This window comes from Pseudomonas sp. CNPSo 3701, assembly GCF_028674975.1.
Taxonomy (GTDB): Bacteria; Pseudomonadota; Gammaproteobacteria; order Pseudomonadales; family Pseudomonadaceae; genus Aquipseudomonas; species Aquipseudomonas straminea.
Genome location: NZ_JAQZSI010000006.1, coordinates 191,953 through 217,872, shown reverse-complemented (window position 1 = coordinate 217,872; position 25,920 = coordinate 191,953). Strand labels below are relative to the sequence as shown.

Below are 25,920 nucleotides of genomic sequence, written 5' to 3'. Positions count from 1 at the left end.
CCGGGGCTGATGCCCCGGCGTTCTTTCATCGGCGTTTCGGTCATTGCGCAGACGGATGCCCACGCCCTGCCCGCCCGTTCTCAGTGCAGGATCTGCCCCAAGAACAGCTTGGTACGCTCGTTCTGCGGGTTGTCGAAGAAGGCGTTCGGCTCGGCCTGTTCGACGATCTCGCCCTTGTCCATGAAGATCACGCGGTCGGCCACGGTACGGGCAAAGCCCATCTCGTGGGTCACGCAGAGCATGGTCATGCCGTCCTGGGCCAGGCCGATCATGGTGTCGAGTACTTCCTTGACCATTTCCGGGTCGAGTGCCGAGGTCGGCTCATCGAACAGCATGATCTTGGGCTTCATGCACAGCGCGCGGGCAATCGCCACACGTTGCTGCTGACCGCCGGACAGTTGCCCCGGGAACTTGTGCGCCTGCTCCGGAATGCGTACGCGCTCCAGGTAATGCATGGCGATTTCTTCGGCCTTGCGCTTGGGCATCTTGCGTACCCACATCGGCGCCAGGATGCAGTTCTGCAGCACGGTCAGGTGCGGGAACAGGTTGAAGTGCTGGAACACCATGCCCACTTCGCGGCGCACGGTTTCGATGTCCTTGAGGTCACGGGTCAGTTCGGTGCCATCGACCACGATGCGCCCGGCCTGGTGTTCCTCCAGGCGGTTGATGCAGCGGATGGTGGTCGACTTGCCCGAGCCCGACGGGCCGCACAGCACGATACGTTCGCCCTGGCGCACGTCCAGGTTGATGTCCTTGAGTACGTGGAACTGGCCGTACCACTTGTTCACGCCCTGCAGCTGAATGATCGGCTCGGCGCTGGGTTGCTTGTTTGCTTCGCTCATCTAAGTGACTCCTAACGCTTGTGGCCAGTGTCGAGCTTCCGCTCCAGATGGAGGGAATAGCGCGACATACCAAAACAGAAAATCCAGAAAATCAGGGCGGCGAACACGTAGCCCTCGGTCGCCATGCCCAGCCACGCTGGGTCGGCAGCCGCCTGCTTGACGCTGTTGAGCAGGTCGAACAAGCCGATGATGATCACCAGACTGGTGTCCTTGAACAGGGCGATGAAGGTGTTGACGATGCCCGGAATCACCAGCTTGAGCGCTTGCGGCAGGATCACCAGACCCATCATCCGCCAGTAGCCCAGGCCCATGGCGCCGGCTGCTTCGTATTGCCCCTTGGGAATTGCCTGCAGCCCACCACGCACCACTTCGGCGATGTAGGCCGACTGGAACAGGATTACGCCGATCAGCGCACGCAACAGCTTGTCGAAGCTCATGCCTTCGGGCAGGAACAGCGGCAGCATCACCGAGGACATGAACAGTACGGTGATCAGCGGCACACCACGCCAGAACTCGATGAAGGTCACGCAGACCACCTTCACCGCCGGCAGATTGGAGCGACGCCCCAGCGCCAGCAGGATGCCCAGCGGCAACGCGCCGGCGATACCGACGGCAGCGATCACCAGGGTCAGCATCAGGCCGCCCCAACGGCTGGTGGCCACGGTGTCCAGGCCGAACACACCACCGTGCAGCAGGCACCAGGCGACGATCGGGTAGATCACCAGAAAGCCGATCCCGTAGACGGCCTTGCGCGGGAACTTGGAGATGAACAGCGGCGCTGCACCGACGATGGCCAGCACGGCGGTCAGGTCCACGCGCCAGCGCAGTTCGCTGGGGTAGAAGCCGTACATGAACTGGCTGAAGCGCGACTGGATGAACACCCAGCAGGCGCCCTCCTTGGTGCAATCCGCGCGGGTGGTGCCTACCCAGTTGGCGTCGAAGATCGCCCACTTGAGCAGCGGCGGCACCATCAGCCAGACGAGGTAGATGGCGAACAGAGTCAGCAGCGTATTGAGCCAGCTGGAGAACAGATTGCTGCGCATCCAGGCGACCGCGCCAACGCTGGCGCTGGGTGGCGGCAGATCCGGTTTGAAAGTATGAGTGCTCATTGCGCTAGGTCCTCACCGCTCGATCAGCGCGATGCGCTTGTTGTACCAGTTCATCAGCAGGGAAATGCTGATACTGATCGCCAGGTAGACGCTCATGGTGATGGCGATCACCTCGATGGCCTGGCCTGTCTGGTTGAGTACGGTACCGGCGAACAGCGACACCATGTCCGGGTAGCCGATACCGGCGGCCAGAGACGAGTTCTTCGCCAGGTTCAGGTATTGGCTGGTCAGCGGCGGAATGATCACGCGCATGGCTTGCGGGATGATCACCTTGCGCAGCGTCGGGCCGGGGCGCAGGCCCAGGGAACGGGCAGCTTCGGTCTGGCCGTGGCTGACCGAGTTGATCCCGGAACGCACGTTTTCGGCGATGAAGGCGGCAGTGTAGACAGTCAGGGCGACAGTCAGCGCCAGCAGTTCGGGAATCATCACCCAGCCGCCGACGAAGTTGAAGCCCTTGAGCTCCGGTACCGACCAGTGCAGCGGGCTGCCGAAGATCAGCGCAACCAGCGTGGGGATGACAATGGCCATGCCCAGGCCGACCCAGAACTTGTGGAACGGCTGACCGGTGGCTTCGAAACGTTTATTGGCCCAGCGGGTCATCATCACGATGGCCACGATGGTCACCAAGACGCCGCCCGCGAATGGCCAGAATGCCCCGGTCGCCTCGGCCGCCGGCATGTTCAGGCCACGATTGCTGAGGAAGAAGCTGTCGCCCAGGTTGATGCTGGCACGCGGACCGGGCAGCGGCAGCAGCACGGCGAAGTACCAGAAGAGAATCTGCAGCAGCGGTGGAATGTTGCGGAAGACTTCGATGTAGACGGTCGCCAGCTTGTTGATCATCCAGTTCGGCGACAGGCGCGCGACACCGATGATGAAGCCGAGGATGGTGGCCAGCACGATGCCGATGAACGAAACCAGCAGGGTGTTGAGCAGGCCAATGACGAAAACGCGGGCGTAGCTGTCCGCTTCGGTGTAGCTGATCAGGTGCTGGGCGATGCCGAAGCCGGCACTGCGCTCGAGGAAGTCGAAACCCGAGGTAATACCCCGGTGTTGCAGGTTGGTCTGTGTATTGCTGAATAGGAACCAGCCCATTGCGACCACGGCCACAACGGTAATGATCTGGAATAGCCAGGCACGCACACGTGGATCGCTAAGGGAGAACCCCTGCGGTGCGCCAATGTTCTTCTGCATGGGAATGCCCCAGGTATAACGGAACGAAAATCGCCCGGCAGTGCACTGCCGGGCGACAGGTCAATCAACGCACTGGAGGAGCGTAGTGCAGACCGCCTTTGTTCCACAGAGCGTTGAGGCCACGCTCGATTTTCAGCTCACTGCCCTTGCCGATGTTGCGCTCGAACACTTCGCCGTAGTTACCGACCTGCTTGACGATCTGGACGACCCAGTCTTTCGGCAGCTTCAGGTCTTTACCGTACTCACCGTCGGCACCCAGCATACGGGCAACGTCAGGGTTCTTGGTTTCCTTGGCCAGGGCTTCGACGTTCTTGGAGTCGACGCCCAGCTCTTCGGCGTTGAGCATGGCGAACAGGGTCCACTTGACGATAGCCATCCAGTCTTCGTCGCCACGACGAACCAGCGGGCCCAGCGGCTCCTTGGAGATCACTTCCGGCAATACAACCCAGTCATCCGGGGAGCCCAGCTTGATGCGCTGTGCGTACAGCTGCGATTGGTCGGAGGTCAGCACGTCGCAACGGCCGGCTTCCAGCGACTTGGCGCTCTCGTCGGAGGTGTCGAAGGTGATCGGGGTGTATTTCAGGCCGTTCGAACGGAAGTAGTCGGAGACGTTCAGCTCGGTGGTGGTGCCTGCCTGGATACAGATGGTCGCGCCATCCAGTTCCTTGGCGCTGGCAACGCCCAGCTTCTTGTTCACCAGGAAGCCGATGCCGTCGTAGTAAGTCACGCCGGTGAACACCAGACCCATGCCGCCGTCGCGGGAGCTGGTCCAGGTGGTGTTGCGCGACAGCACGTCGACTTCGCCGGACTGAATGGCGGTGAAACGCTCTTTGGCGGTCAGCGGGCTGTATTTGACCTTGCTGGCGTCGCCCAGAACTGCTGCGGCCACACCGCGGCAGATGTCGACGTCGATGCCCTGGTAGTTACCTTTTGCATCCGGCACCGAGAAACCCGGCAGGCCGTCACTGACGCCACACTGTACAAAGCCCTTCTTCTTCACTGCGTCCAGGGTAGCACCGGCGTGAGCCATGCCTGCTGCGCCCAGAACGGCGGCGGCGGTCAACATCGCCAGGGTGGTTTTAACCATCTTCATTGAACATTCTCCGGTTCTTGTGTTGTGTTGGAGTCTCAGCCTGATCGCCGTACCCTTTTGGGGCATGTCGTCACTATTGGCAGCAACAGTGTAGACCGGTGGTCAGACCTGGGCGCCAGTACCGTGACCCATTCGAGAGCAGGTCAGCGATGCTTGCACCAGTCCGTTGGTGAACGGGCCCGAGACGGATCGCAAATTTGCATATCGACGAGCATGCAGCGCCCGACGAACCTTTTGGAAACCCCATCAAATTGGCTTTCCCCGTCTGCTCCGCGGCCCAGCGTGGTGTTACCACACTGGCCCGACGACATCAGTCCAATGCTCTATAGCAAAGGCCATACCACCCACCGTTTTTAGCCGCGACATAGGCAGGTCAAGGGGGCAAAGTTGTAATCTTGCGACATCTAGTTCATGGATCAGTACAGTGACAAAAAACAGTCACGCACCAAAGTAACGCACCAGCCCCAAATTGGAGCACCACATGGATACCACATTGATACTGCAGCCCCCACTTCCCGCCGACGCCTGTGTCATATGGCTGCACGGTCTGGGTGCAGACCGTTTCGACTTCCAGCCGGTCGCCGAGGCTCTGCAACGCTCGCTGCGCACCACCCGCTTCGTGCTACCCCAGGCCCCCACTCGCCCGGTAACCATCAACGGTGGCTGGGAAATGCCCAGCTGGTACGACATTCTGGCCATGAGCCCGGCAAGGGCCATCGACCGCGAGCAGCTCGAGCAGTCGGCCCAGCAGGTCATCGATCTGATCGAGGCACAGCGCGGTGACGGCATCGACCCGGCGCGCATCTTTCTGGCTGGTTTTTCTCAGGGCGGCGCCGTGGTACTGCACACCGCCTTCCTGCGCTGGCAGGGTCCGCTGGGCGGCGTGCTGGCGCTTTCGACCTATTCGCCAACCTTCTCGGACGACGTGCAGTTGAACGATATCCAGCGCGGCATACCGGTCTGCTGCCAGCACGGCACCCAGGACGGCGTGGTGCTGCCGAGTATGGGCCGCGCCGCCCACGACTGGCTGCAAGGTCGCGGCGTCAACGTGACCTGGCAGGAGTACCCGATGGCCCACGAAGTGTTACCGCAGCAAATCGCCGATATCGGCGCCTGGCTCGCCGAGCGTCTATAAAGAGGGTTCTGGCGGCGCGGCTGTGATGCCTTTCACAGTCCCCGCGCCGCCGGTCGTCGGCACGACGCAAGACGATTGTCAGCCTGCCTGGCGGCGGATACTGTCTGGGAAATGAGGCTCGTTCGTCGATCACGAACGCGGTCATCGACCCATGGGAGCGTTGGCGATGTCGATCGTTAAGCGTTTCACGCAAGGATGCTGATGCCATGAAGGCGGCACACTGGCAAACCGACCTGCAGCAGCTTCGCCAGCTGCGCCTGTTCGACAAGGTCGCACTGGGCAGCCTCAATCGCCTGCTTGATGCCTTCCGCCCGTGCGAGCTGGAGGCGGCCGAAGTGCTGCTCTCGCCGTTCGACCGCAACCAGTACCTTTATATAGTCGTCACCGGCAGCCTCAAGGTATACCTCGGCTCGCTGGACAACCAACCGGTCACCACCCTGGGGCCGGGCGACTGCGCCGGCGAGATCAGCTTTCTCGACAACGAACACCCCAGCGCCTACGTGGTGGCAAACGAGCCCAGCAGCGTACTGCGCCTGCACCGCGACGCGGTCACCTCGCTCTTCCAGCAATCGCCACAGATGATGCACAACCTGATCAAGGTGCTCTGCGACCGCGTGCGCCAGGGCAACCGGCAGCTGATCAACAGTGAACAGAACGCCAACGTCGACAAACTAACCGGCGCCTTCAACCGCCGCTGGCTGGAGCACGTGTTCGAGCGCGAGCGTGCCCGCTGCCTGATCGACAAGCAGCCACTTTGCCTGCTGATGCTCGATGTCGACCACTTCAAGGACTACAACGACCAGCACGGCCACCTGGCCGGTGACTACGCCCTGTGCCTGGTCGCCCATACCCTGCGCCGCCAGCTGCGCACGCGCGACAGCCTGGTGCGTTACGGCGGTGAGGAGTTCGTGGTGCTGTTGCCCGAGCTGGCGCTGCAACAGGCTGCTGAGGTGGCCGAGCGACTGCGTGAGAGCCTGGAGCGCATCGGCTCCTTCTATTCGCCGCTGGGCGCCCAGCCGGGCGTGACCATCTCGCTGGGCCTGGCCCAGATGAATGCCCGCGATGGCCTGGCCGGCCTGATCGCCCGGGCCGACAAGGCCCTGTACAAGGCCAAGAACAGTGGCCGCAACCGGCTCTGTCATTGAATTGCCGTGAGCGCGTGACAAGCTGACGGTAACTTTTTTCTGGAAAGCACCTATGCGCAAGCGCCTGCTTATCGTGCCGATTGTTCTGGGCCTTGTCGCCGCGGTGTTCTTCACCCTGCCCAGCGTGCTCGACCGGCGCATGAACAGCGTCGAATCCCCGGCCCCCTATCCGGCCGGTGAAGCAGCCACGCGCCTGCACGACACACTGTTCATCGCCGACCTGCACGATGATGCCCTGCTCTGGGAGCGCGACCTACTCAAGCGCTACAGCTACGGCCACTCGGACCTGCCGCGCATGCTCGACGGGCGCGTCGGGTTGCAGGTGTTTTCCACCGTCACCAAATCGCCCCGCGGGCTGAACTACGAAAGCAACGGCGCCGACAGCGACACCATCACCCTGCTCGCCATGGCCCAGCGCTGGCCACGGGCAACCTGGAACAGCCTGCTCGAGCGCGCGTTGTACCAGGCTGAAAAACTTCACGAGGCGGCTGCCGGCAGCGACGGCCGGATGGTACAGATCCGCACGCGCAAGGATCTGAGGAATTTTCTGCAGGCCTGGAAGCAGGACCCGCAGCGCGTCGCCACGTTGCTTGCTACCGAAGGCCTGCACCCGCTGGAAGGCAAGCTGGAAAACCTGGATCGCCTCTACGATGCCGGCTTTCGCATGGCTGGCCTGACCCACTTCTTCGACAACGAGGTCGGCGGCTCGGCCCATGGCCTGAGCAAGGGCGGGCTGACGCCGTTCGGCCGTCAGGTCATCGCGCGTCTGGAAGAAAAGTCCATGCTGATCGACTTGGCCCACGCCTCGCGCCCGCTGATGGACGACGTGCTGGCCATGGCCACTCGCCCAGTGCTGGTGTCCCACGGCGGCGTCGAAGGCACCTGCCCGGGCACCCGCAACCTCAGCGACCGGCATATACGCGCTATTGCCACCACCGGCGGGGTGATCGGCATCGGTTACTGGGACACGGCGGTGTGCGCCACCTCTGTAGCGGCCATCGTCAAGGCGATCCGCTACACGGCCGACCTGGTGGGCGTCGAGCACGTGGCCCTGGGGTCGGACTTCAACGGCACTATTCATGCGCCCTTCGACGTCACCGGCCTGGCCCAGCTGACCGAAGGCCTGCTCGGCGCCGGTTTCAGCCGCGCCGACATCGCCGCGATCATGGGCGGCAACGTCCAGCGCCTGCTGCTCGCCAGCCTGCCCGCGAACTGATCGACAGCCGCGCATGACGCCAGTGGCAGAGTACTTCGCCCTGCCCGCGTCTTGCTTTACACTGGCTGGCGTTCATTCCTTAATCAATCGACGAGATGACCGTGCTCAAAGCACTCAAAAAAATATTCGGCAAAGCCGAAAATGAGCCACACAGCTCAGTCTCCCCGAGCCTCGAGGCCACTGCGCCTCCCGCCGCCGCTCCCCGCGAGGAGCGCCCGCCGCGCCCGCCGCAAGAAGCCGCCAGCGCCGAGCAGAAGCCCCAGAGCAAACCTGCCAAGCCGCGCCGTGAACGTGCGCCCAAGCCGGTCGATACCTGGAAGCTCGAGGATTTCCATGTCGAACCGGCGCCCGGCAAGACCCGCTTCCACGATTTCAAGCTGTCTCCGGAACTGATGCACGCCATCCACGACCTGGGCTTTCCGTACTGCACGCCGATCCAGGCCGGTGTACTGGGCTATACGCTCAAGGGCCAGGACGCCATTGGCCGCGCCCAGACCGGCACCGGCAAGACCGCCGCCTTCCTGATCTCGATCATCACTCAGCTGCAGCAGACCCCGCCGCCCAAGGATCGCTACATGGGCGAGCCGCGCGCGCTGATCATCGCGCCGACCCGCGAGCTGGTGGTGCAGATCGCCAACGACGCCAAGGAGCTGACCAAGTACAGCGGCCTCAACGTGATGAGCTTCGTCGGCGGCATGGACTTCGACAAGCAGCTCAAGCAGCTGGAATCGCGCTTCTGCGACATCCTGGTAGCCACCCCAGGCCGCCTGCTGGACTTCAACCAGCGCGGTGAAGTGCACCTGGACATGGTCGAGGTGATGGTGCTCGACGAAGCCGACCGCATGCTCGACATGGGCTTCATCCCCCAGGTTCGCCAGATCATCCGCCAGACCCCGATGAAGGGCGAGCGCCAGACCCTGCTGTTCTCCGCCACCTTCACCGAAGACGTGATGAACCTGGCCAAGCAGTGGACCACCAACCCGGCCATCGTCGAGATCGAGCCGGAAAACGTCGCCAGCGACACCGTCGAACAGCACGTTTACGCCGTCGCCTCGGCGGACAAGTACAAGCTGCTCTACAACCTGATCGCCCAGAACGACTGGACTCGCGTGATGGTGTTCGCCAACCGCAAGGACGAGGTGCGCCGTATCGAAGAACGCCTGACCCGTGACGGCATCAGCGCGGTGCAGATGTCCGGCGACATTCCCCAACACAAGCGTATTCGCGCCCTGGAAGGTTTTCGCGAAGGCAAGATCCGCGTCATGGTCGCCACCGACGTGGCCGGCCGCGGCATCCATGTCGACGGTATCAGCCACGTGATCAACTTCACCCTGCCGGAAGACCCGGACGACTACGTGCACCGCATCGGCCGTACCGGCCGCGCCGGCACCAGCGGCACCTCGATCAGTTTTGCCGGCGAGGACGACGCCTTCGCCCTGCCACCGATCGAAGAGCTGATCGGCCGCAAGATCCAGTGCGAGATGCCACCGGACGAGCTGCTCAAGGCCGTACCGCGCAAGCATTGATCGACTACGCCCAGGCGCAACGCCTGGGCACGCCGCTGCGACTTCAAGCAGCGGCTCCAAGACAGGACGTCCACCCCATGAAGCTGACCATAGAGTCCAGTGACCTCAGCCGCGCCGTACAGGCCGGCGTCCTGCAGCCCGGCCAGGATCAGGCGCTGCTGGCCTTTCTGCAGCAGACGCCCACTGAGCGCCCCAGCTTCCAGCTCTCCCATATCGCCTATTACTTCGGCGCCCTGCTGATCATGGGCGCCATGGGCTGGCTGCTCACAGAAGCCTGGATGAACATAGGTGACCTGGCGCTCCTGCTGATCAGCACGGCTTACCTGCTGCTGTTCCTGCTCGGCGGGCGCAGCCTGTGGCGCCGCGGCCAGCCGATTCCCGGCGGCCTGCTCGGAGCCGTGGCAGTGAGCCTCACGCCACTGGTGGTGTTCGCCGCACAAAGGCTGCTGGGTCTGTGGCCCCTGGATGACGCGCAGGCGGACTACGTCGACTACTACCGCTACGTGCAGGGCGGCTGGCTGGTCATGGAAGTGGCGACGGTGCTGGTCGGCCTGCTGGTACTGCGCCTGCTGCCCTTCCCGTTCATCGTCATGCCGATTGCCGTGGCGCTGTGGTTCATGTCCATGGACCTGAGCGAGCTGCTGCATGGCGAATACTTCAGCTGGGAGCAGCGCCGCGAGGTGTCGCTGTGGTTCGGCCTGGTGATTCTGCTCGCCAGCCTGCTGGTGGACGGCCGCAGCAAGCGTGATTACGCCTTCTGGGGTTACCTGGCCGGGCTGACGGCGTTCTGGGGTGGCCTGAGCCTGATGGACAGCGGCAGCGAGCTGGGCAAGGCGCTTTACTGCCTGATCAACCTGGGCCTGATCGGCCTGTCGATATTGCTGCGCCGCCCGCTGTTCATGGTCTTCGGCGCCCTGGGCGTGGCCGGCTATCTCGGCTACCTGGCCCACGACGTATTCGAGGACTCGCTGCTGTTCCCGGTGGTGGTCAGCCTGATCGGCCTTGGCGTGATGGGCCTCGGCCTGCTCTACCAGAAGCGCCGCGAGGCGATGAGCGAGGCGTTGCGCCGGCAGTTACCAGCGAGTCTCCTGGCATTTCTGCCGGCGCTGCGTCGCTAGGGTCTGTTCCCGTTTCAGCGCGAGCCGCGTTGCCGCGAGAAATGGCCTCCGGTTAGGCGCAGGACGCAGGGAATGGTTGCTCCCTTGCCAAGTCCTGCAACGACAGCGGAGGCCATTTCCCGCGCAACCCGAAGGGCCGGGCCAGTTTTTGTGCGATGCGGCGTTACTCGATGGCTCATTTGGCCCGCCAAACTTCGCATCTCGTGCCTTGCCTCGCACAAAAACTGGCTCCGGCGCGGCCGTGCGTGAAACGGGAACAGACCCTAGGCCGTCAATTCGGTCGGTAGCGCGCCCAAAGCATCTCGAACTCGCGGCGGTACTCGGCGACCAGATGCGGATCGTTGGTCACCAACAGGTTCTCCTCGTTGCTGGTACTGGCGCTGCGCGTCCAGTTGAAGCTGCCGTTGAGCAGCAGGCGACCGTCGAACAGCGCGAACTTGTGGTGCATGTGAAACGGGCTGTTGTCGATACGCAGCGGCACGCCGGCATCGATCAGTTGCTGGATGTCGCTACCGACGTCGAAGCGCTTTTCGCTGTCGCTGATGATACGCACGGCCAGCCCACGGCGGTGCACGGCGATCAGCTCGTCGCTGAGCTGGTCGTCGGAAATGGTGAATACGCATACATCCACCGAATCCCGGGCGTTGCGGCACAGGTCGCGGATGCGCTGGCGGCAGCTTTCGCCGGGGCTGAAATGCGCACTGCTCTGGCCACGCATCGGTGAGCAGCGCACCTCCAACGTCTTGATCACCTGCTCCAGCCATTTAAGGGCCGACACGGCGTTGTCCGGGTCGGTGATCAGTTCGCGCACCAGATCGAAGGCGCGGTTGCGCATGTAGCGCACCTGGTCGGGCGTCAGGTCGTTGCCCAGTTCGCGCAGTTCGTCGCGCTCCTCGTTGCTGAGCCTGAGGTCGACGAGGCTGTCACGCAGGTGTTGGTCGAGGCGATTGAAATCCATTTTTAACCTTGTCGAGTCCGTTTTCGAGTGCGACGTTTCTGGCCGCCGCGTTGCCATGAGGCGTACAGGCCGCCGCACACTGCGCCGGCCAGGTGGTATTCGAACGAAACGCCCTGCTGGGGCAGCAGACCGTAGAAAAAACCGCCGTACAGCAGCAGAGCCAGGGCCGCCAGCAGCAGGTCGGCGAAGCTGCGGCGAAACCAGGCGCGGCCCAGCAGCAGCCCCCACAAGCCGAACAGCCAGCCGCTGGAGCCGACATGGATGCCGGTGCGCCCGAACAGCCAGACCAGCATGCCACTGACGACGATGATGAACAGGCTGGCGCGGATGAACTCGGCCCGCGACTCCAGCAGCGCCAGGGCGCCCAGCACCATGAAGCCGCTGAGGTTGCCGAACAGGTGCAGCCAGCTGCCGTGCAACCAGGGCGCCAGGGCGATGCCCGGCAACGCCTGCACCTCGCGCGGGATCAGCCCGAAGCGGTTGAGGCTGTAGCCGTCCAGGCTGTTGATCAGTTGCAGCACGACCATCACCGCAGCGATGCCGAACAGCAGCTTCAGGCGCGGCAACAGCCAGAGCGTCACGGCGCCTCGCCGCCCTGCCCCATCATCCGGGCGATCTCACGCAGTTGCTGGGCCATGTCGCCCATGCGCTTGTGCGTCCCCAGGTCGATGTCGATCTTCTTGTCCATGGCGTTGATCAGCGGCAGCACGCCGTCCTGCAGGCCATCGGCCAGGCGTTCCAGCAGTGCCTGGATGCCAGGCTGCGGCGCAGCCTGCACGGCCACCTCGACCCTGGGCGGCACTTCGCGCAGCCGTTCCAGGCCGGCCAGCAACTCCTGCCAGGGCACGGCGGCAACCGCTGGCGCCGTCGGCTCGCTGCGCGCCAAACCGCGCACGCCATCGACCAGGTCGTTGAGCTGGGCCACCACGCGGGCGCCGACGTCCGAGTCGCTGCCACCCATGGCCTTGTTGCGCATGAAGTCACGCTTGATTTGCGCCCAGCGTTCAGCCTGCTCGGGCGTCTGGTTGCCACGCAGCTCGGCGAGCTTGAGCAGGTTCTCCTCGGCGCCGGTGGTGAGCAGCTGCGACTCGCCCTGGTAGTGGTCGGCGATCAGCTGCAGCAGCTCGCTCTCGTTCATCACCGAGCTGATTTTCTCGGCCATCTTGTTCATGTTGCGGTAGCTGCCCTGCAGCTTGAACGGCGGCTCGGTGCGGTAGTTGTCGGCCTGGGCGGCGCTGACGATGTACTGCTGGTTGACCCGGCCGACCACGTCGCGCACCTGCATCAGACGCTGCAGGGTGGCGACGATCTCGTTGATCTCCGCGCCGCTGTAGCTGTGCGACAACTCGTTGGCCGAGAACGGCTTGCCCTCGGCCTTGGCGACGAAGCGGTAGACGTCGGCCATGTCGCGGGTGGCCAGGGGTGCCAGCACCGGGTTGGAGGTCAGGCTGTTCTCGATGTAGGAGAGCGCGAAGGCTTCCTGCATGCCGCCCAGGGTATCGCCCAGGTTGTAGATGTCGGCGCGGTTGGCGAGCATGTCGGGGATCTTGAACACGTCGCCGGACTCGGTGTACGGGTTGCCGCTCATCACCACACAGAACTTCTTGCCGCGCATGTCGTAGGTCTTGGTCTTGCCCTTCCACACGCCTTCGATACGCCGCGTGCCGTCGCACAGGGAGATGAATTTCTGCAGGAATTCGGGGTGGGTGTGCTGGATGTCATCGACATAGAGCATCACGTTGTTGCCCATTTCCAGCGCCAGGTTGAGCTTTTCCAGCTCCTGGCGCGAAGTGGCGTCCGGCGCCTGGGCCGGGTCGATGGAGCGCACCTCGTGGCCGAGGGCCGGGCCGTTGATCTTCATGAAGATCAGCCCCAGGCGGTGGGCCACGTACTCCATCAGCGTGGTCTTGCCGTAGCCAGGCGGCGAGATGAGCATAAGCAAGCCCATCAGGTCGGTGCGCTTGTTCTCCCCGGCGGTGCCCATCTGCTTGGCCAGGTTGTCGCCGATGAAGCCCAGGTACACGTCGTTGATCAGCTTGTTACGCACGAACGATGACAGCGGCCGCGGCTTGAACTCGCTCAGGCGCAGCGCCGTGCGCTCACGGTTGACCACCTCCTGACGCAGGTTCTGGTAACGCTGCAACTCGGGCAGGAAGGCCTCGCGGTGATGGCGCAGGCGCTGGAAGAAATCGTGCAGGGCGAAACTCAGGGTGCCGTCCTGGATGCGTGGGTGGTCGCCCAGCAGCCCCTCGATGCGCACTTGCAGATCGGCCTCGGTGACGCGCTGCGGCAGGTCGCTGTCGATCAGGCCCAAGGCCACCGCCTCCGGCACGTAGGCCGTAAGTTGCTCCTGGCCCTGCTGCGCGCAGTAGGCCTGCAGCCAGTTCTCGGCCAGCGCCCAACGCTGATCCGGACGCCCGCGCAGGCGTTCCTGGGCCTGCACGTAGCCCTCCCACATATGGGCGGCCTCCAGGTGCCGGCGCAGGCCATCGAACAGGTCGCGGGCGTACTTGCTGACCACGAATTCGATGCGTGGCGCGGCCAGCTCCTCGACCAGGTATTCGGCCGCCTCGCGCTGCAGCGCAGCGTCGAACGGCATCGGGTGGCGGACGAGAAAACCGTGCAGCGCCTTGAGCACTTCCTCGCGTAGCTGGCGGATGCCCTCGTCGCGGCCGAACAGCTGGCGGATGTTGGCGCAGGTGCGCGCCCGCTCCGGCCAGTGGGCGGCCTCCACGTCTTCGCGCCAGCGGTTCCAGAAGAACAGCGCCAGGCCGCGGGCCCGTGGCGAATAGGTCAACAGGCCAGCCGCCTCGCGCAGCGCCAGCAGACGCAGCAGGATGGCCATGGCGTCCTGATCGTGGATGCCCTTCTGGTAACCCTCCTTGTAACGCGGCGCAGCGAATTCACGGATGCGCTTGATCAGCTCGTCGGGCTGGCTCATGTGCGCCTTGAGCTGATCCAGGCTAAGGCCGTCGGTATTGTTCACCGCCGCGTCGAGCACCAGGCCCGCCAGGTACTCGCCGCGGTACAGCGCGGCCGACTCGGACTCCAGGCTGGCCTGCCAGTAATCACGCAGGCCATCAAGTTCGCCATCGTGAAGCGGCTCGAGAAAGTCGGTGCCGGTCAGGTGCAGGAACAGACCGTCGCCACGCGGCAGCAGGGTCAGGTCGAGCTCCTGAGTGTTGACCGCGAAACGGTGGCGTGGCCCCAGCTTGATGACGTCGCCGCCGGCCTCGAACAGCTCGCTCTTGTCGCGCAGCGCGCGCACGGCCTGGTCGCGAGCGGCCTTGAGGCGCGCCTCGACGTCATCGGCCTTGACGCTGTCCTTGAGCTCACGCAGGCGCTCGGCCAGTTCGCGCAGCTTGAGGATCAGCGGGTCGGCGGCGAAGAAGGCGTTGAGTTCCTGGGCCTCTGTGAACTTGGCGGTACGCCGGCCGAGGCTGTCGAGGATCCGCCGCGCGGCGTCGAGCAGGCCCTGGGCCTTGCGTTGACGCTCGTCGAGCAGGCTCTGCTTGTGCGCCTCGAAGGTTTCCAGCAGCTCCTCGCGCTTGGCGAGGATGTCACCGAGAAACTGTTCGTGATCGCCGAACTGGCTTTCCAGCTCCTCAAGCTGCACCAGCAGGCGCGACAGCTGCTCGTCGCATTTTTCCGGGTCCTGGGCCAGCGCCAGGGCGTTGGTGACGCTCTGGCTGAACAGCTTGAACTGGGCACCGAACTGCGCCACGGTCTCGGCAGACCCCAGGCCCTTGCGGCGCTGCTCGGCGCGCGCCTTGGCCTGGTTGAGTTTGGCGTATACCTCGGAAATGGCATCGACGATGCGCGTGCGTTCGGTGGCGTCGTCGATCTGCAACGAGGCCATTAACCCGGAGAGCATGTCCAGGTTACCGGCCATCTCGTTGAGGCCGGCCAGCGGCTCGGCCAGCTGCGCGACGCTCTCGGCCTTCTGCGCCTGCTCGTCGAACACCTGCAGATCGTGGTGATAGGGCTGCAGCGCAGCATCACCGGCGAGAAAGCGCGAGGTGGCCGCGGCGGTCTGGTCACGGGCTTCGAGCAACGCGGTTTCCATGGCGTCGATGCGCGCCACGTCGATGTAGCGGTAGTCACGGATGGTCAGCAGTTGGCCACGCTGGGCGGTGATCGCATTGAGGGCGTCGACGTATTGCTCGACCTTGTCCCAGGTGTCCGAGCGCACGCTTTCGAGCAACGCCTTCTGGCGGCTTTCGGCGTCGGCCATGGCCGCGGCGGACTGCTGGCGAATGCTCTCGACCTTCTCGAATTCGTCAAGCACCAGCTCGCCGGTGGCGGCGATCTCGCGCAGCAGTGGCGCCAGCTCGGCGCACTGCGGGTCGCTCAGCCAGTGATAGATGTCGAACAGCCGGCGGGTGTTCTGGCACAGCAGGCTATAGCGCGCCACCGACACTTCGCGGCTTTCGATCTCGCGACTGAGGTTGAACAGATCGGAGACCCCGCGCACCAGTTCGGCATTGCCGATGCGCCCGAAGAAGCCGCTGCGCGCCGGCTGGCGGGCGGCGAACTCCTCGCTCTCGAACGGCGTCTGCCAGACCTGCATGGGGTGAATCCGCGTGGGCTCGTCACCCTCGGCGGAGAAGATCACCATGCGCCCGTCTTCCAGGCGCGCGTAGCCGTGGCCGAAGATCGGGTTCTGCAACTGACGGGTGACCATGTTGTAGGTCAACAGCACCGCCCGGCCTTCGCCGGGATGGTAGAAGATGTATTGCACGTCCTCGCCGTTGGGCGAGCGCACCGAGCGTTTGAAGCGCATGCCGGCCATCGACTGCTCGAAGGTCTTGTACTCGCCGTTCTGCAGGTAGTAGCCGCCGGGAAAGATGATGCCGTGGTCTTCGGGCAGCTGCACGCAGGCCAGGCCGATGGCGTCGATACGCTCGACCTTGCGGGTCAGGCGGTTGAACACCAGGTAGCGCCACTGCTCCTCGCGGTACGGCAGCACCTTGAGCAGGATCAGGCTGCCCAGGGCGGCGTATTCGATCTGCGCATCGTCCAGCGACTGGGTCTTGTCCATCACCTCTTCGCGGTAGATGCCCTGGCCGCTTTCGGTGTTGTTCTCAACCTTGATGGTCAGGTCGCCGCCGACCGTCTCGACGAATACCGTGTCGAGGATGTTCAGGTGCGGATGGCGGCCGTTGACCGTCATCTCGCGGGTGGTTTTCTGCCACTCGAAATCGAACGGCGCCGGCAGCGCGATATCGCGCTCGCCGCGGTTGTCGATATAGCGCACGTCCTTGCCGTCGAGCGACAGCGACCAGCGAAACACGCGGATGTCGGTGATCCGCTCGCCGATCTGGAAGCTGGCCAGCAGCTTGCCGTCGCGGATCGCCAGTTGCAGCAGACGGGTGTTCTTGTAGTAGGTGTACAGCTCGTTGAAGTCGTTGACGAAGCCGCTCTGGCTCAGGAAGGTGCCGTCCAGGGCGACCGCTTCGGCTTCATAGCCCTCGCTGCCCTCGACCAGGCGATAGAGGGAGAACACGTCGGCGACCGAGGTTTCCTTCTTCAGGCCCATGAACACGTTGTAGCCGAACAGCAGCCAGTCGCCGACCTGCACGATGTCGCGGGCGATGCAGTTGTTCTCGGTACGGATACGCACCCGCCCGATCACTTCCATCTGGCTGCTGCCGAACTCCTGCAGGCGCTGCTCGTTGAGCGCTTCGGTGCTCTGGCGCAGGCGCAGGCCCTGCTCCTGCAAGCGTTTGTGCAGCACCTCGTAGGCGCCGCCTTCGGCCACGGCCTTGTCGAGAATGTCCTGCTGGGTGTTTTCGGCTTGGGCGTCCGACATCATGGTCTTCCTGAATCTGCGCGGTCTGCAAGCAAGGTCCCGTCATGGGCGGGGCCGAAAAAAATGAGGCGGTGCTCAGGCACCGATCTTGCGGGCGATCTCGGCGAGCTTCTCGTGCATCGCGGCGTCGAGCTCCTCGGGTTTGATGCGGGCGATGATGCGCGTCAGTACGCGGATCTCGTCGTCATCAATCACGCCGTCACGCTCGGCGATTTCCAGCAGCGAGCCCAGTTCGGCGGCGTCCAGGCGGCCGTCATCGGCAAAGCACTGGATGCTGCGAAAGGTCATTTCCAGGTGATCTCTAGATTGCGACATGCCACTTTCCTTGTCATTGAGGCAGGCCATGACGGCCTGAATGCGCGCAGCTGCTGCGCGCCTGATCCGTGACCGGCGCCAGCCCGCACAGGCTGGCACCGGCATTCAGACTTACACCGCGTCCGCGTCGCCTACAGCTGCCGGCTTGGCTTCAGTGGCGCGGCCCTGCAGCAGACGCGCAAGCACGTCCTGCACCACCGGGCTCTTGCCGACCACGCCCTCAATGGCCTTGCCGACCGACAGGGACTTGGCGAACGAGTTGAAGAAGTCGCCTTCGCCGCCGACGATCTCGATCTTCGCCTTGGCCAGCGCGGTGGCCAGTACCTCGGCCTGGTCCTTGGCGATTTCCTTGTTGGCAGCAATCGCGGCCATGGCCTCCTCGAAGCTCTTCTCCAACTGCATGCGGAACTCTTCGTGCTGGCGAGCATTGTCGCTGAGCGCGTCGAGAGCACCGAACTTCTTGCCCAGACCTTCTGCCTCGGCGTTCAGACGCTCCAGCAGCACCTGCGCTTCGGCCATGCCCAGATCCTGGGTCGCCTTGGCCTTGGCAGTACCGAGCTGCTCTTCGCCACGTGCCTGGGCGCCGAGCTTCTCTTCCAACACCTTGGCGTCGGCCAGACCGTCTTTTTCCTTGGCGGCCGCCTGCGCTTCGATCACGCGGGCCTGGGCCAGACCTTTCTCCTGCTCGCCCTTGGCTTCCGCGATCAGACGCTCGGCCTGCACGCGAGCCTCGGCCAGACCTTCCTTCTCTTTCGCCGCAGCGGTGACTTCACGCACACGCGCATCGGCCAGGCCAGGCGCAGCGCGCTCGGCTTCGATGCCTTCGGCCAGTTTCTTCTTGGCCTCGGCACTCTTGGCCGCGGCTTCCAGCTCGGCCTGGGCGAGGTTGTTGATTTCCACCGCCTTGTGCTTGGAACGGGTTTCGTCGGCCTCGGCCTGTTTGACCTGGCGCACCAGCTCCTGCTCGGCTTCGGCCTGAGCGTTGAGCACGGTGACCTGCTTCAGGCGCTCGGCTTCGGAGACTTCGCGTACTTCCTTGATGCGCTCTTCTTCCTGGGCGACGGTCTTTTCCACCGCCACGCGCTCGCGCACCACGCTGGCGATGTTCTTGCGTTCTTCTTCGAGCGCCTTTTCCTTCTCGATGCGCTGCAGCTCGACCTCGCGCTCGCGGGCTACCACTTCCAGATCCTTGGCGCGGGTGACCTTCTCGACCTCGATGACCACCGCGCGCTGGCGGTTCTGCTGGGCCACTTCCACTTCACGCTGGTGATTCTCGGCGCGGATGTCCAGCTCCTGCTGGGTCTGGATACGCGCCTGCTCGGCCTTCAGGCGCTCTTCTTCGCGCACCTTGAGGGTTTCCGCTTCCTCACGGGCGCGGATGGTCTCCACCTCGCGTTTCTGGCGCGCCTCGGCGTCGGCCTGCTGACGCTCGAGGGCCAGGGTCGCCTCACGGGTTTCGACGTTCTTCTTCTTGATCGCCAGTTCTTCGTTGCGCTCCAGGTCATTGGTGATGACGTTCTGCGCGGCGGTCAGCTCGGTGATCTTGCGAATACCTTCGGCATCGAGAATGTTGCTTGGGTCCAGCGAGGCCTTGGAGGTCTGCTCCAGGTAGTCGATGGCCACGTCTTCGAGTACGTAACCGTTGAGGTCGTTGCCGATCACCTCGACGATGCGGTCGCGGAAATCCTGGCGGTTCTCGAACAGCTGCACGAAGTCGAACTGCTTGCCGACGGTTTTCAGGGCTTCGGAGAACTTGGCGTTGAACAGCTCGTTGACCGCCGCACGGTCAGAGGCGCGTTCCACGCCGATGGCCTTGGCAACCTTGAGCACGTCTTCCTGGGTCTCGTTGACGCGCAGGTAGAAGGCCACGGTGATGTCGGCGCGCATGTTGTCGCGGCAGATCAGCCCGTCCTTGGCGCGGCGGTCGACTTCCAGGGTGATCAGGGAGATCTTCATGAACTCCTTGAGGTGGATGACCGGGTACACCAAGGCACCGGTGAAATGCACCTTGGGCGTCGACGACATGTCGTTGACGATCAGTGCCGTACCCTGGGGAACCTTGATATAGAAGGCCTTGAACAGCGCCAGCAGGCCGACGATCAGCAGGGCGACCAGGCCAACCCCGACCAGCACGGGGATCAACGACGGGGGAAGGTTGTACATTGCACTCAATCTCCTTTGAGACAGACGGAACCGCCGGTTCAGATGCCGCGGAACTCATCCTCGGTTATCACCCGGTAGGCGTGCTGCGCCTCCAGGTATTCCAGTAAAACGACACGATCGCCACGCTTGAAACCCAGTTGCTCGTCGGCGCGCACACGCAGGATCAGCCCGGCGCCACCGTCTTCCAGCACTGCTTCGCCATGGCTGGCGGTCACCCGCCCGCTGCGCACCACGGCGGTCTGGCCGAGCACGCTCTTGCTGCTGGTCACTTCCAGCTTGAGAAACAACGGGCGCAGCGGCGCGCACAACAGCCGGGTAGGTGCCACGGCGAGCAGCAGCGCCAGCACCGCGACCGCCAGGCCCAGCGGGTAACGCAGCCACTCGAGCGGCAAAAGGCCGAGCAGCCAGAGGTCGGCGAAATAGCTGATGAACCAGGCGAAGAAAGACAACAGCGTCAGCACCAGGGTCAGCGGTACGTCACGTAGTTTGAGTTTGGACAGGAGCGCTGCCGCCGGGCCTTCCAGGGCGGAATCGGCCTCGATGTCGAGCACGTCGATCTCGATCAGGCCGAACGCGACGACGACCCAGTACACCACCGCCAGGCACAGCAGAAAGGTGAAAATGACCGTCGGGAACGCCAACGAGACCTGCAGGAAGATTTCCATGGTTTCCTATCCCTGAAAACATGGCGGAGCCTGTTGGCCCCACCATCGATGACGCTACGGGCCAGCCTGTGATCAGGGCTTGGCTTTGTCCTTCAGACGCGCCAGCACGCTGTCGGCACTACTCTTGTCGGCGACAATACCGGCAGCGCGCAGCTTGGCGTCCAGCGACTCGTCGAGGTTGGAGGCTTCGGCCAGCTCAGCTGCCGCCTCCATCTTCGCTGCACGCTCGGCCTGCTGCTGCTTGATGCGCTCCAGCGACTCGACCGCAGTGTGCAACTTGGCCTGGGAGCCGCCGTAACGCTGGGCCACGGCCATCTGCGCCTTCTGCACGCTTTCGGTGGCCTTGACGGTATCGACCTGTTGTTTCAGGCGTTTGATGTTGGCTTCCGCCTGGCTCACCGCGGCCCGTAGCTGAGCCACGCTGGCAGCGTAGGCATCAGCCTGCTCGCGCTCGCTGTCCAGTTCGATTTCCAGGTTGGCGATCTTGCCGGCCACTTCGGCTGCCAGGTCTTCCTTACCGGTTTCCAGCGCTTTGACCGCGTACTGCTCGTACTCGGCGATCTTGGCGGCAGACTTGCTGGCGCGCTCGGCGGCCAGCTTCTGCTTGGCCATGATCTCGGCCAACGCTTCCTTGGATTTGCGCAGCTCGACGTCAGCGTCGCGGATTTCCTGATCGAGGATGCGCAGGGCCTGGCCATCGACCAGCGCCTCACCCATTTCGTTGGCACCGCCGCGCAGCGCCGTCAGCAATTTGCTCCAGACGTTCATGGGCATGTCTCCTTATGCACTGGCCTTGAGGAAGTCTTCGTAGGCTTCGGTCGCTTTGATGACGTTGTCCGCCAGCGTTTCGATCTCCAGTACCACGTTGGGCAAGATCGACGAGGCGCTGAGCGCACCGAACATGGTGTAGCAGGCCTGACCGTCTGGCAGGGTTTCCAGCCCGACGCAGGACAGCGGGAACAGCTTGTGGCTGCGCAGCACTTCTTCGTTGAAGGCGGCGGTGTCGCGAACGTCGCTGGCCGGCCAGAGCAGCGCCTCGACCACGATCTGGTCGCCGAACACAGCGATGAACAGCGGCAGATCGCCGTATTCCTTCATGGTCACGTGCAGACTGGCGTCGGCACCCTGGATCAGCTCGACGGCCGCGCGGCCATCGGCAAACGGCTCTGTCGCCGACAGCGCATCGAACAACGTTTGTGCAGTCCAAACCTGAGGCATGCTCACCCCCTCCTCCATTGAAGCCAGCTCCGGCTGGGGCTGGCGCAGTTTCCTTTCGACCGCCGAGAGCCTCTGGGCATGCTCGGGCAGAATCCAGACCTCCTTCTTCACCAACCCCTGCTCGCGCAGACGCTGACGGAAAAGACGCTGGTAGTGCGCAGATGATTTGTTTTCCATGTGGCGCAGCCTAGAACATCACATGTGAGAACTCAAGACATCACATGTAATTTATTCGAGAGCTGTAATCGGGGTCTTGCGGGCCCAGGCACCGATAGCCTGAAAGAGGGAGTCAGCCGCAGAACTTTAACCGAGAAAATGGGACAAGTTCGCCGACTGCGTCGCAGAGCATAGAGATTGAATCCCAGGATCTGTTGCCGTTTCACGCACGGCCGCGCCGGAGCCCGTTTTTACCGCGAGGCAAGGCGCGAGCCGCGAAGTTTAGCGAGCTAAATGAGCCGGCGAGAAACGCAGTATCACGGCAAAACGGGCCCGGCTCTTCGGGTTGCGCGAGAAATCTCGCCATGCGTTGCTGGAGGACTTGAAAAGGGAACGCCATTCCCTGCGCCCTCCATCTAGCCTGGCAAGATTTCTCGCGGCAACGCGGCTCGCGTTGAAACGGCAACAGACCCTAGATAGACGCCATCAATGGGCCAGCCTTGGCAAACCACAACGAGCCGGTATGATGCGGCACTTTTTAGGAAAGCCGCATGCCGTTTCGCAGCCTTCTCACCCTGCTGTGCCTCACACTCTGCACCTCACTGCAAGCCGCCCCGCCGCAAAACTTCACTCAAGCCAAGAAGATCGGCTGGACGCTCTATGAGCGCCAGTCGGTGGAGTTCTATTGCGGCTGCAGCTTCAAAGGCAACCGTGTAGACCTGAAAAGCTGCGGTTACACACCACGCAAGAATGCCAACCGCGCGGCGCGCATCGAGTGGGAACACATCGTCCCGGCCTGGCAGATCGGCCATCAGCGCCAGTGCTGGCAGCACGGCGGGCGCAAGAACTGCAGCAAGAACGACAGCGTTTATCGCCGCGCCGAAGCCGACCTGCATAACCTGGTGCCGGCGATTGGTGAGGTCAATGGCGACCGCAGCAACTATGACTTCGGCTGGCTGCCGCAAAAGCCCAACCAGTACGGCGCCTGCCCCACGGTAGTCGACTTCAAGGCGCGCAAGGTGATGCCGCGCCAGCAGGTACGCGGCATGATCGCCCGCACCTATCTGTACATGAGCGATCGCTACCAGTTGCGTCTATCCAAGCAGAACCGCCAGCTGTTCAACGCCTGGAACAAGACCTATCCCGCCGAGCAGTGGGAGCGCCAACGCAACCAACTGGTCGGCTGCGTGATGGGCTGGGGCAACCCCTATGTCGGGCAATTGGATAAACGACTTTGCCAGCAGGCGCCAATTGCGGCGGTCAATCGGCGGTAGCGCCTCGAGGCAGACGCGCTCTGGTGGATTGGTGGGCTAAAGCCCACCCCACTTCCCGATAGCTACAGACCAGCCTTTGTGGGAGCGCGCCATGCGCGCGAATCGCGGGCATGAACCAGGCGTCCCCGACCACTTCCCCAAACACAAAAGGCCGGCACCTCTCGGTGACCGGCCTTTCGCTTCGCAGCGCCTTCGCTTACAGCGGCTTGCCGCGATTACCATGTGCCGCCACGAATTGCTGCACGGTTGGCAGGTCGTTAGCAAGCACAGTGCAGCGCTCATCACGCTCGAACAGATCGGCCAGGTGCGCCGGCAAGGCTGGCGACAGATCCACGGCGGACTTCTCGATGGCCTCCGGGAACTTCACCGGATGGGCCGTGCCCAGCACCACCATCGGCACCGATAGGCTGCGACGGCATTCGCGCGCGGCACGCACGCCGATGGCGGTGTGCGGATCGAGCAGCTCGCCCGTGGCAGCATAGACTTCAGCGATGGTCTGGCAGGTCTGCTCGTCGCTCACGGCGAGCGAGTCGAACAGCTTGCGGGCTTCGGTCCAGCGGTCGTCTTCAACGGTGAAACCACCGGTCTGGCGGAATTCGGTCATCAGCGCGGCGATCGATGGACCGTTGCGACCGTGCAGGTCGAACAGCAGGCGCTCGAAGTTCGACGAGACCATGATGTCCATCGACGGCGACAGGGTCGGGTACAGCTCGCCCTTGGCATACTGATTGCCGCTCATGAAGCGGTGCAGGATGTCGTTGCGGTTGGTGGCGACGATCAGCTGGCTGACCGGCAGGCCCATGTTGCGGGCGAGATAGCCGGCGAAGATGTCGCCGAAGTTGCCGGTCGGCACCGAGAAGGCCACCGAACGCGCCGGCCCGCCCAGCTGCAGGGCCGCGTGGAAGTAGTAGACAATCTGGGCCATGATCCGCGCCCAGTTGATCGAGTTGACCGCCACCAGGCGCGTGCCCTTGAGGAAGCCCTGATCGGCGAAGCTGGCCTTGACCATCTCCTGGCAGTCATCGAAGTTGCCCTCGATGGCGATGTTATGGATGTTGTCGCCGAGGATGGTGGTCATCTGCCGGCGCTGCACCTCGGACACACGGTTGTGCGGGTGCATGATGAAGATATCGACGTTGTCGCAGGCCTTGCAGCCTTCGATGGCCGCCGAGCCGGTGTCACCACTGGTGGCGCCCATGATCACCACGCGCTCGTTGCGCTTGGCCAGCACGTAATCGAGCAGGCGACCGAGCAGCTGCAGGGCGAAATCCTTGAACGCCAGGGTCGGGCCATGGAACAGCTCGAGCACCCACTCGTTGCCGTTCAGCTGACGCAGCGGCGCCACGGCCGAGTGCTCGAACACGCCGTAGGTATCTTCGAGGATCTTCTTGAAGTCGGCATCCGGAATGCTGCCGGTCACGAACGGGCGCATCACCCGGAAGGCCAGCTCGTGATACGGCAGGCCCGCCCAGGAGCCGATCTCTTCCTGACTGAAGCGTGGCAGGTTTTCCGGCACGTACAGGCCGCCGTCCGTGGCCAGGCCGGCCAGCAGGACGTCTTCGAAATTGAGGGCCGGTGCCTGGCCGCGGGTGCTGATATAGCGCATGGTCTGCAAACCTTCGGTTTGGGGCGCCACGCCGCGAACGGGTCGCAGCGCGCGACTGAATTAGCTGAGTTGTTCGACGCGGATGCGCACCACATTGCCGACGACGTCGGCCAGCGCTTCCAGGGCAGAAATGGCGTCGTTCATGCGCTGCTCGGCAACGCGATGGGTGACCAGGATCATCGGCACCAGGCCGTCCTGCTCCTCGACTTCCTTCTGCATGATCGACTCGATATTGATGCCGCGCTCCGACAGGATGCTCGCCACCTGGGCAAGCACGCCCGGGCGATCCTTGGCCTGAATGCGCAGGTAATAGGCGCTTTCGCAGGCGGTGATCGGCAGGATCGGGTGGTCGGACAGCGAATCCGGCTGGAAGGCCAGGTGCGGCACGCGGTTGGTCGGGTCGGTGGTCAGTGCACGCACCACGTCGACCAGGTCGGCCACCACGGCCGAAGCGGTCGCTTCCATGCCGGCACCCGCGCCGTAGAACAGGGTGCTGCCGGCAGCGTCGCCATTGACCATCACCGCGTTCATCACGCCATTAACGTTGGCGATCAGGCGGTCGGCCGGGATCAGCGTCGGGTGCACGCGCAGCTCGATGCCGGCGTCGGTACGACGCGCCACCCCCAGATGCTTGATGCGGTAGCCCAGCGCCTCGGCGTAGTTCACGTCGGCCGTGGTCAGCTTGGTGATGCCTTCGGTGTAGGCCTTGTCGAACTGCAGCGGAATGCCAAACGCGATGGACGCCAGGATGGTCAACTTGTGGGCCGCGTCGATGCCTTCGACGTCGAAGGTTGGATCGGCTTCGGCGTAACCCAGGGCCTGAGCCTCGGCCAGCACGTCTTCGAAGGTGCGACCCTTCTCGCGCATTTCACTGAGGATGAAGTTACCGGTGCCGTTGATGATGCCGGACAGCCAGTTGATACGGTTGGCCGACAGGCCTTCACGGATCGCCTTGATCACCGGAATGCCACCAGCCACCGCCGCCTCGAACGCGACAATCACGCCCTTCTCGCGAGCGCGGGCGAAGATCTCGTTGCCGTGCACGGCAATCAGCGCCTTGTTGGCAGTAACCACGTGCTTGCCGTTGTCGATGGCCTTGAGGACCAACTCGCGGGCGACGCTGTAGCCGCCGATAAGCTCGACGACGATATCGATCTCGGGGTTGCTGACCACCGCGAAGACATCGTCGGTCATGGTAATGCCGGTCGACTGGTACTGGGGCTTGGGTGTACGGGTGGCGATCTGCGCCACCTCGATGCCACGCCCGGCACGACGCGCGATTTCCTCGGCGTTGCGCTTGAGCACATTCACGGTACCGCCACCGACGGTACCCAGCCCACAGATGCCTACTTTGACCGGATTCACACTAGACTCCCCA

20 protein-coding genes are annotated in these 25,920 nt (G+C 63.6%); 6 read left to right on the top strand and 14 right to left on the bottom strand.

Annotated elements, in window-relative coordinates:
* Nucleotides 1-80: 80 nt before the first annotated feature.
* The 4 genes from PVA39_RS18935 to PVA39_RS18920 form a co-directional block, all read right to left on the bottom strand.
* Nucleotides 81-842, bottom strand: a complete 762-nt coding sequence (locus tag PVA39_RS18935; RefSeq protein ID WP_074882620.1) for an amino acid ABC transporter ATP-binding protein — start codon at nt 840-842, stop codon at nt 81-83.
* An 11-nt stretch (nt 843-853) separates the two neighbouring features.
* Entirely contained in the window at nt 854-1,951 is a 1,098-nt protein-coding gene (locus tag PVA39_RS18930; RefSeq protein WP_274125341.1) for an amino acid ABC transporter permease, read from the bottom strand.
* 12 nt (nt 1,952-1,963) lie between these two features.
* The gene (locus PVA39_RS18925; protein WP_274125340.1) at nt 1,964-3,142 is read right to left on the bottom strand and encodes an amino acid ABC transporter permease; all 1,179 of its coding nucleotides are present in this window, start codon (nt 3,140-3,142) and stop codon (nt 1,964-1,966) included.
* 64 nt (nt 3,143-3,206) lie between these two features.
* The gene (locus PVA39_RS18920; protein WP_093505885.1) at nt 3,207-4,235 is read right to left on the bottom strand and encodes an amino acid ABC transporter substrate-binding protein; all 1,029 of its coding nucleotides are present in this window, start codon (nt 4,233-4,235) and stop codon (nt 3,207-3,209) included.
* Between the two features lie 481 nt (nt 4,236-4,716).
* On the opposite strand from PVA39_RS18920, the gene PVA39_RS18915 reads away from it, so the two are divergent.
* The 5 genes from PVA39_RS18915 (at nt 4,717) to PVA39_RS18895 (ending at nt 10,375) form a co-directional block, all read left to right on the top strand.
* Entirely contained in the window at nt 4,717-5,370 is a 654-nt protein-coding gene (locus PVA39_RS18915) for an alpha/beta hydrolase (RefSeq protein ID WP_274125339.1), read from the top strand.
* A gap of 206 nt (nt 5,371-5,576) precedes the next feature.
* Nucleotides 5,577-6,515 carry a GGDEF domain-containing protein gene (locus tag PVA39_RS18910; protein WP_274125338.1) on the top strand — a complete coding sequence of 313 codons (939 nt, stop codon included), beginning with the start codon at nt 5,577-5,579 and terminating at the stop codon, nt 6,513-6,515.
* A gap of 52 nt (nt 6,516-6,567) precedes the next feature.
* Nucleotides 6,568-7,731, top strand: coding sequence for a dipeptidase (locus tag PVA39_RS18905; protein ID WP_274125337.1), 1,164 nt, complete (start codon nt 6,568-6,570; stop codon nt 7,729-7,731).
* A gap of 101 nt (nt 7,732-7,832) precedes the next feature.
* Entirely contained in the window at nt 7,833-9,257 is a 1,425-nt protein-coding gene (gene rhlB / locus PVA39_RS18900; protein WP_274125336.1) for an ATP-dependent RNA helicase RhlB, read from the top strand.
* 77 nt (nt 9,258-9,334) lie between these two features.
* Complete coding sequence (locus tag PVA39_RS18895) at nt 9,335-10,375, top strand: DUF2157 domain-containing protein (protein WP_274125335.1); 1,041 nt, start codon at nt 9,335-9,337, stop codon at nt 10,373-10,375.
* A gap of 271 nt (nt 10,376-10,646) precedes the next feature.
* Here the strand turns inward: PVA39_RS18895 and PVA39_RS18890 are convergent, their stop codons facing one another.
* The 8 genes from PVA39_RS18890 to bacA all read right to left on the bottom strand — a co-directional run bounded on the left by PVA39_RS18890 (nt 10,647) and on the right by bacA (nt 21,683).
* On the bottom strand, nt 10,647-11,333 hold the full coding sequence (locus PVA39_RS18890) for a phospholipase D-like domain-containing protein (RefSeq protein WP_274125334.1): 687 nt from the start codon (nt 11,331-11,333) through the stop codon (nt 10,647-10,649).
* Between the two features lie 2 nt (nt 11,334-11,335).
* Complete coding sequence (locus PVA39_RS18885; protein WP_274125333.1) at nt 11,336-11,914, bottom strand: rhomboid family intramembrane serine protease; 579 nt, start codon at nt 11,912-11,914, stop codon at nt 11,336-11,338.
* Nucleotides 11,911-17,145, bottom strand: coding sequence for a DNA repair ATPase (locus PVA39_RS18880; RefSeq protein WP_274125332.1), 5,235 nt, complete (start codon nt 17,143-17,145; stop codon nt 11,911-11,913). The genes PVA39_RS18885 and PVA39_RS18880 overlap by 4 nt, the downstream gene beginning before the upstream one ends.
* Before the next feature lie 75 nt (nt 17,146-17,220).
* The gene (locus PVA39_RS18875; protein ID WP_274125331.1) at nt 17,221-17,460 is read right to left on the bottom strand and encodes a hypothetical protein; all 240 of its coding nucleotides are present in this window, start codon (nt 17,458-17,460) and stop codon (nt 17,221-17,223) included.
* Nucleotides 17,461-17,571: 111 nt separating this feature from the next.
* Nucleotides 17,572-19,623, bottom strand: a complete 2,052-nt coding sequence (locus PVA39_RS18870) for a flotillin family protein (protein WP_147176720.1) — start codon at nt 19,621-19,623, stop codon at nt 17,572-17,574.
* Between the two features lie 38 nt (nt 19,624-19,661).
* A complete protein-coding gene (locus PVA39_RS18865) occupies nt 19,662-20,288 on the bottom strand; it encodes an OB-fold-containig protein (protein WP_274125330.1) in 627 nt (208 codons plus the stop codon).
* Nucleotides 20,289-20,360: 72 nt separating this feature from the next.
* A complete protein-coding gene (locus tag PVA39_RS18860) occupies nt 20,361-21,056 on the bottom strand; it encodes a PspA/IM30 family protein (RefSeq protein WP_274125329.1) in 696 nt (231 codons plus the stop codon).
* A 12-nt stretch (nt 21,057-21,068) separates the two neighbouring features.
* Nucleotides 21,069-21,683: a biofilm formation regulator BacA gene (gene bacA, locus PVA39_RS18855; protein ID WP_013790160.1), complete on the bottom strand. Its 615-nt coding sequence runs from the start codon at nt 21,681-21,683 to the stop codon at nt 21,069-21,071.
* Between the two features lie 530 nt (nt 21,684-22,213).
* Here bacA and PVA39_RS18850 point away from each other — a divergent pair.
* Nucleotides 22,214-22,936, top strand: a complete 723-nt coding sequence (locus PVA39_RS18850; protein WP_274125328.1) for an endonuclease I family protein — start codon at nt 22,214-22,216, stop codon at nt 22,934-22,936.
* Between the two features lie 196 nt (nt 22,937-23,132).
* Here the strand turns inward: PVA39_RS18850 and thrC are convergent, their stop codons facing one another.
* Together thrC and PVA39_RS18840 are read right to left on the bottom strand one after the other, a co-directional pair.
* Complete coding sequence (gene thrC / locus PVA39_RS18845) at nt 23,133-24,542, bottom strand: threonine synthase (RefSeq protein WP_274125327.1); 1,410 nt, start codon at nt 24,540-24,542, stop codon at nt 23,133-23,135.
* A 60-nt stretch (nt 24,543-24,602) separates the two neighbouring features.
* Complete coding sequence (locus PVA39_RS18840; RefSeq protein WP_274125326.1) at nt 24,603-25,907, bottom strand: homoserine dehydrogenase; 1,305 nt, start codon at nt 25,905-25,907, stop codon at nt 24,603-24,605.
* Nucleotides 25,908-25,920 lie beyond the last annotated feature (13 nt).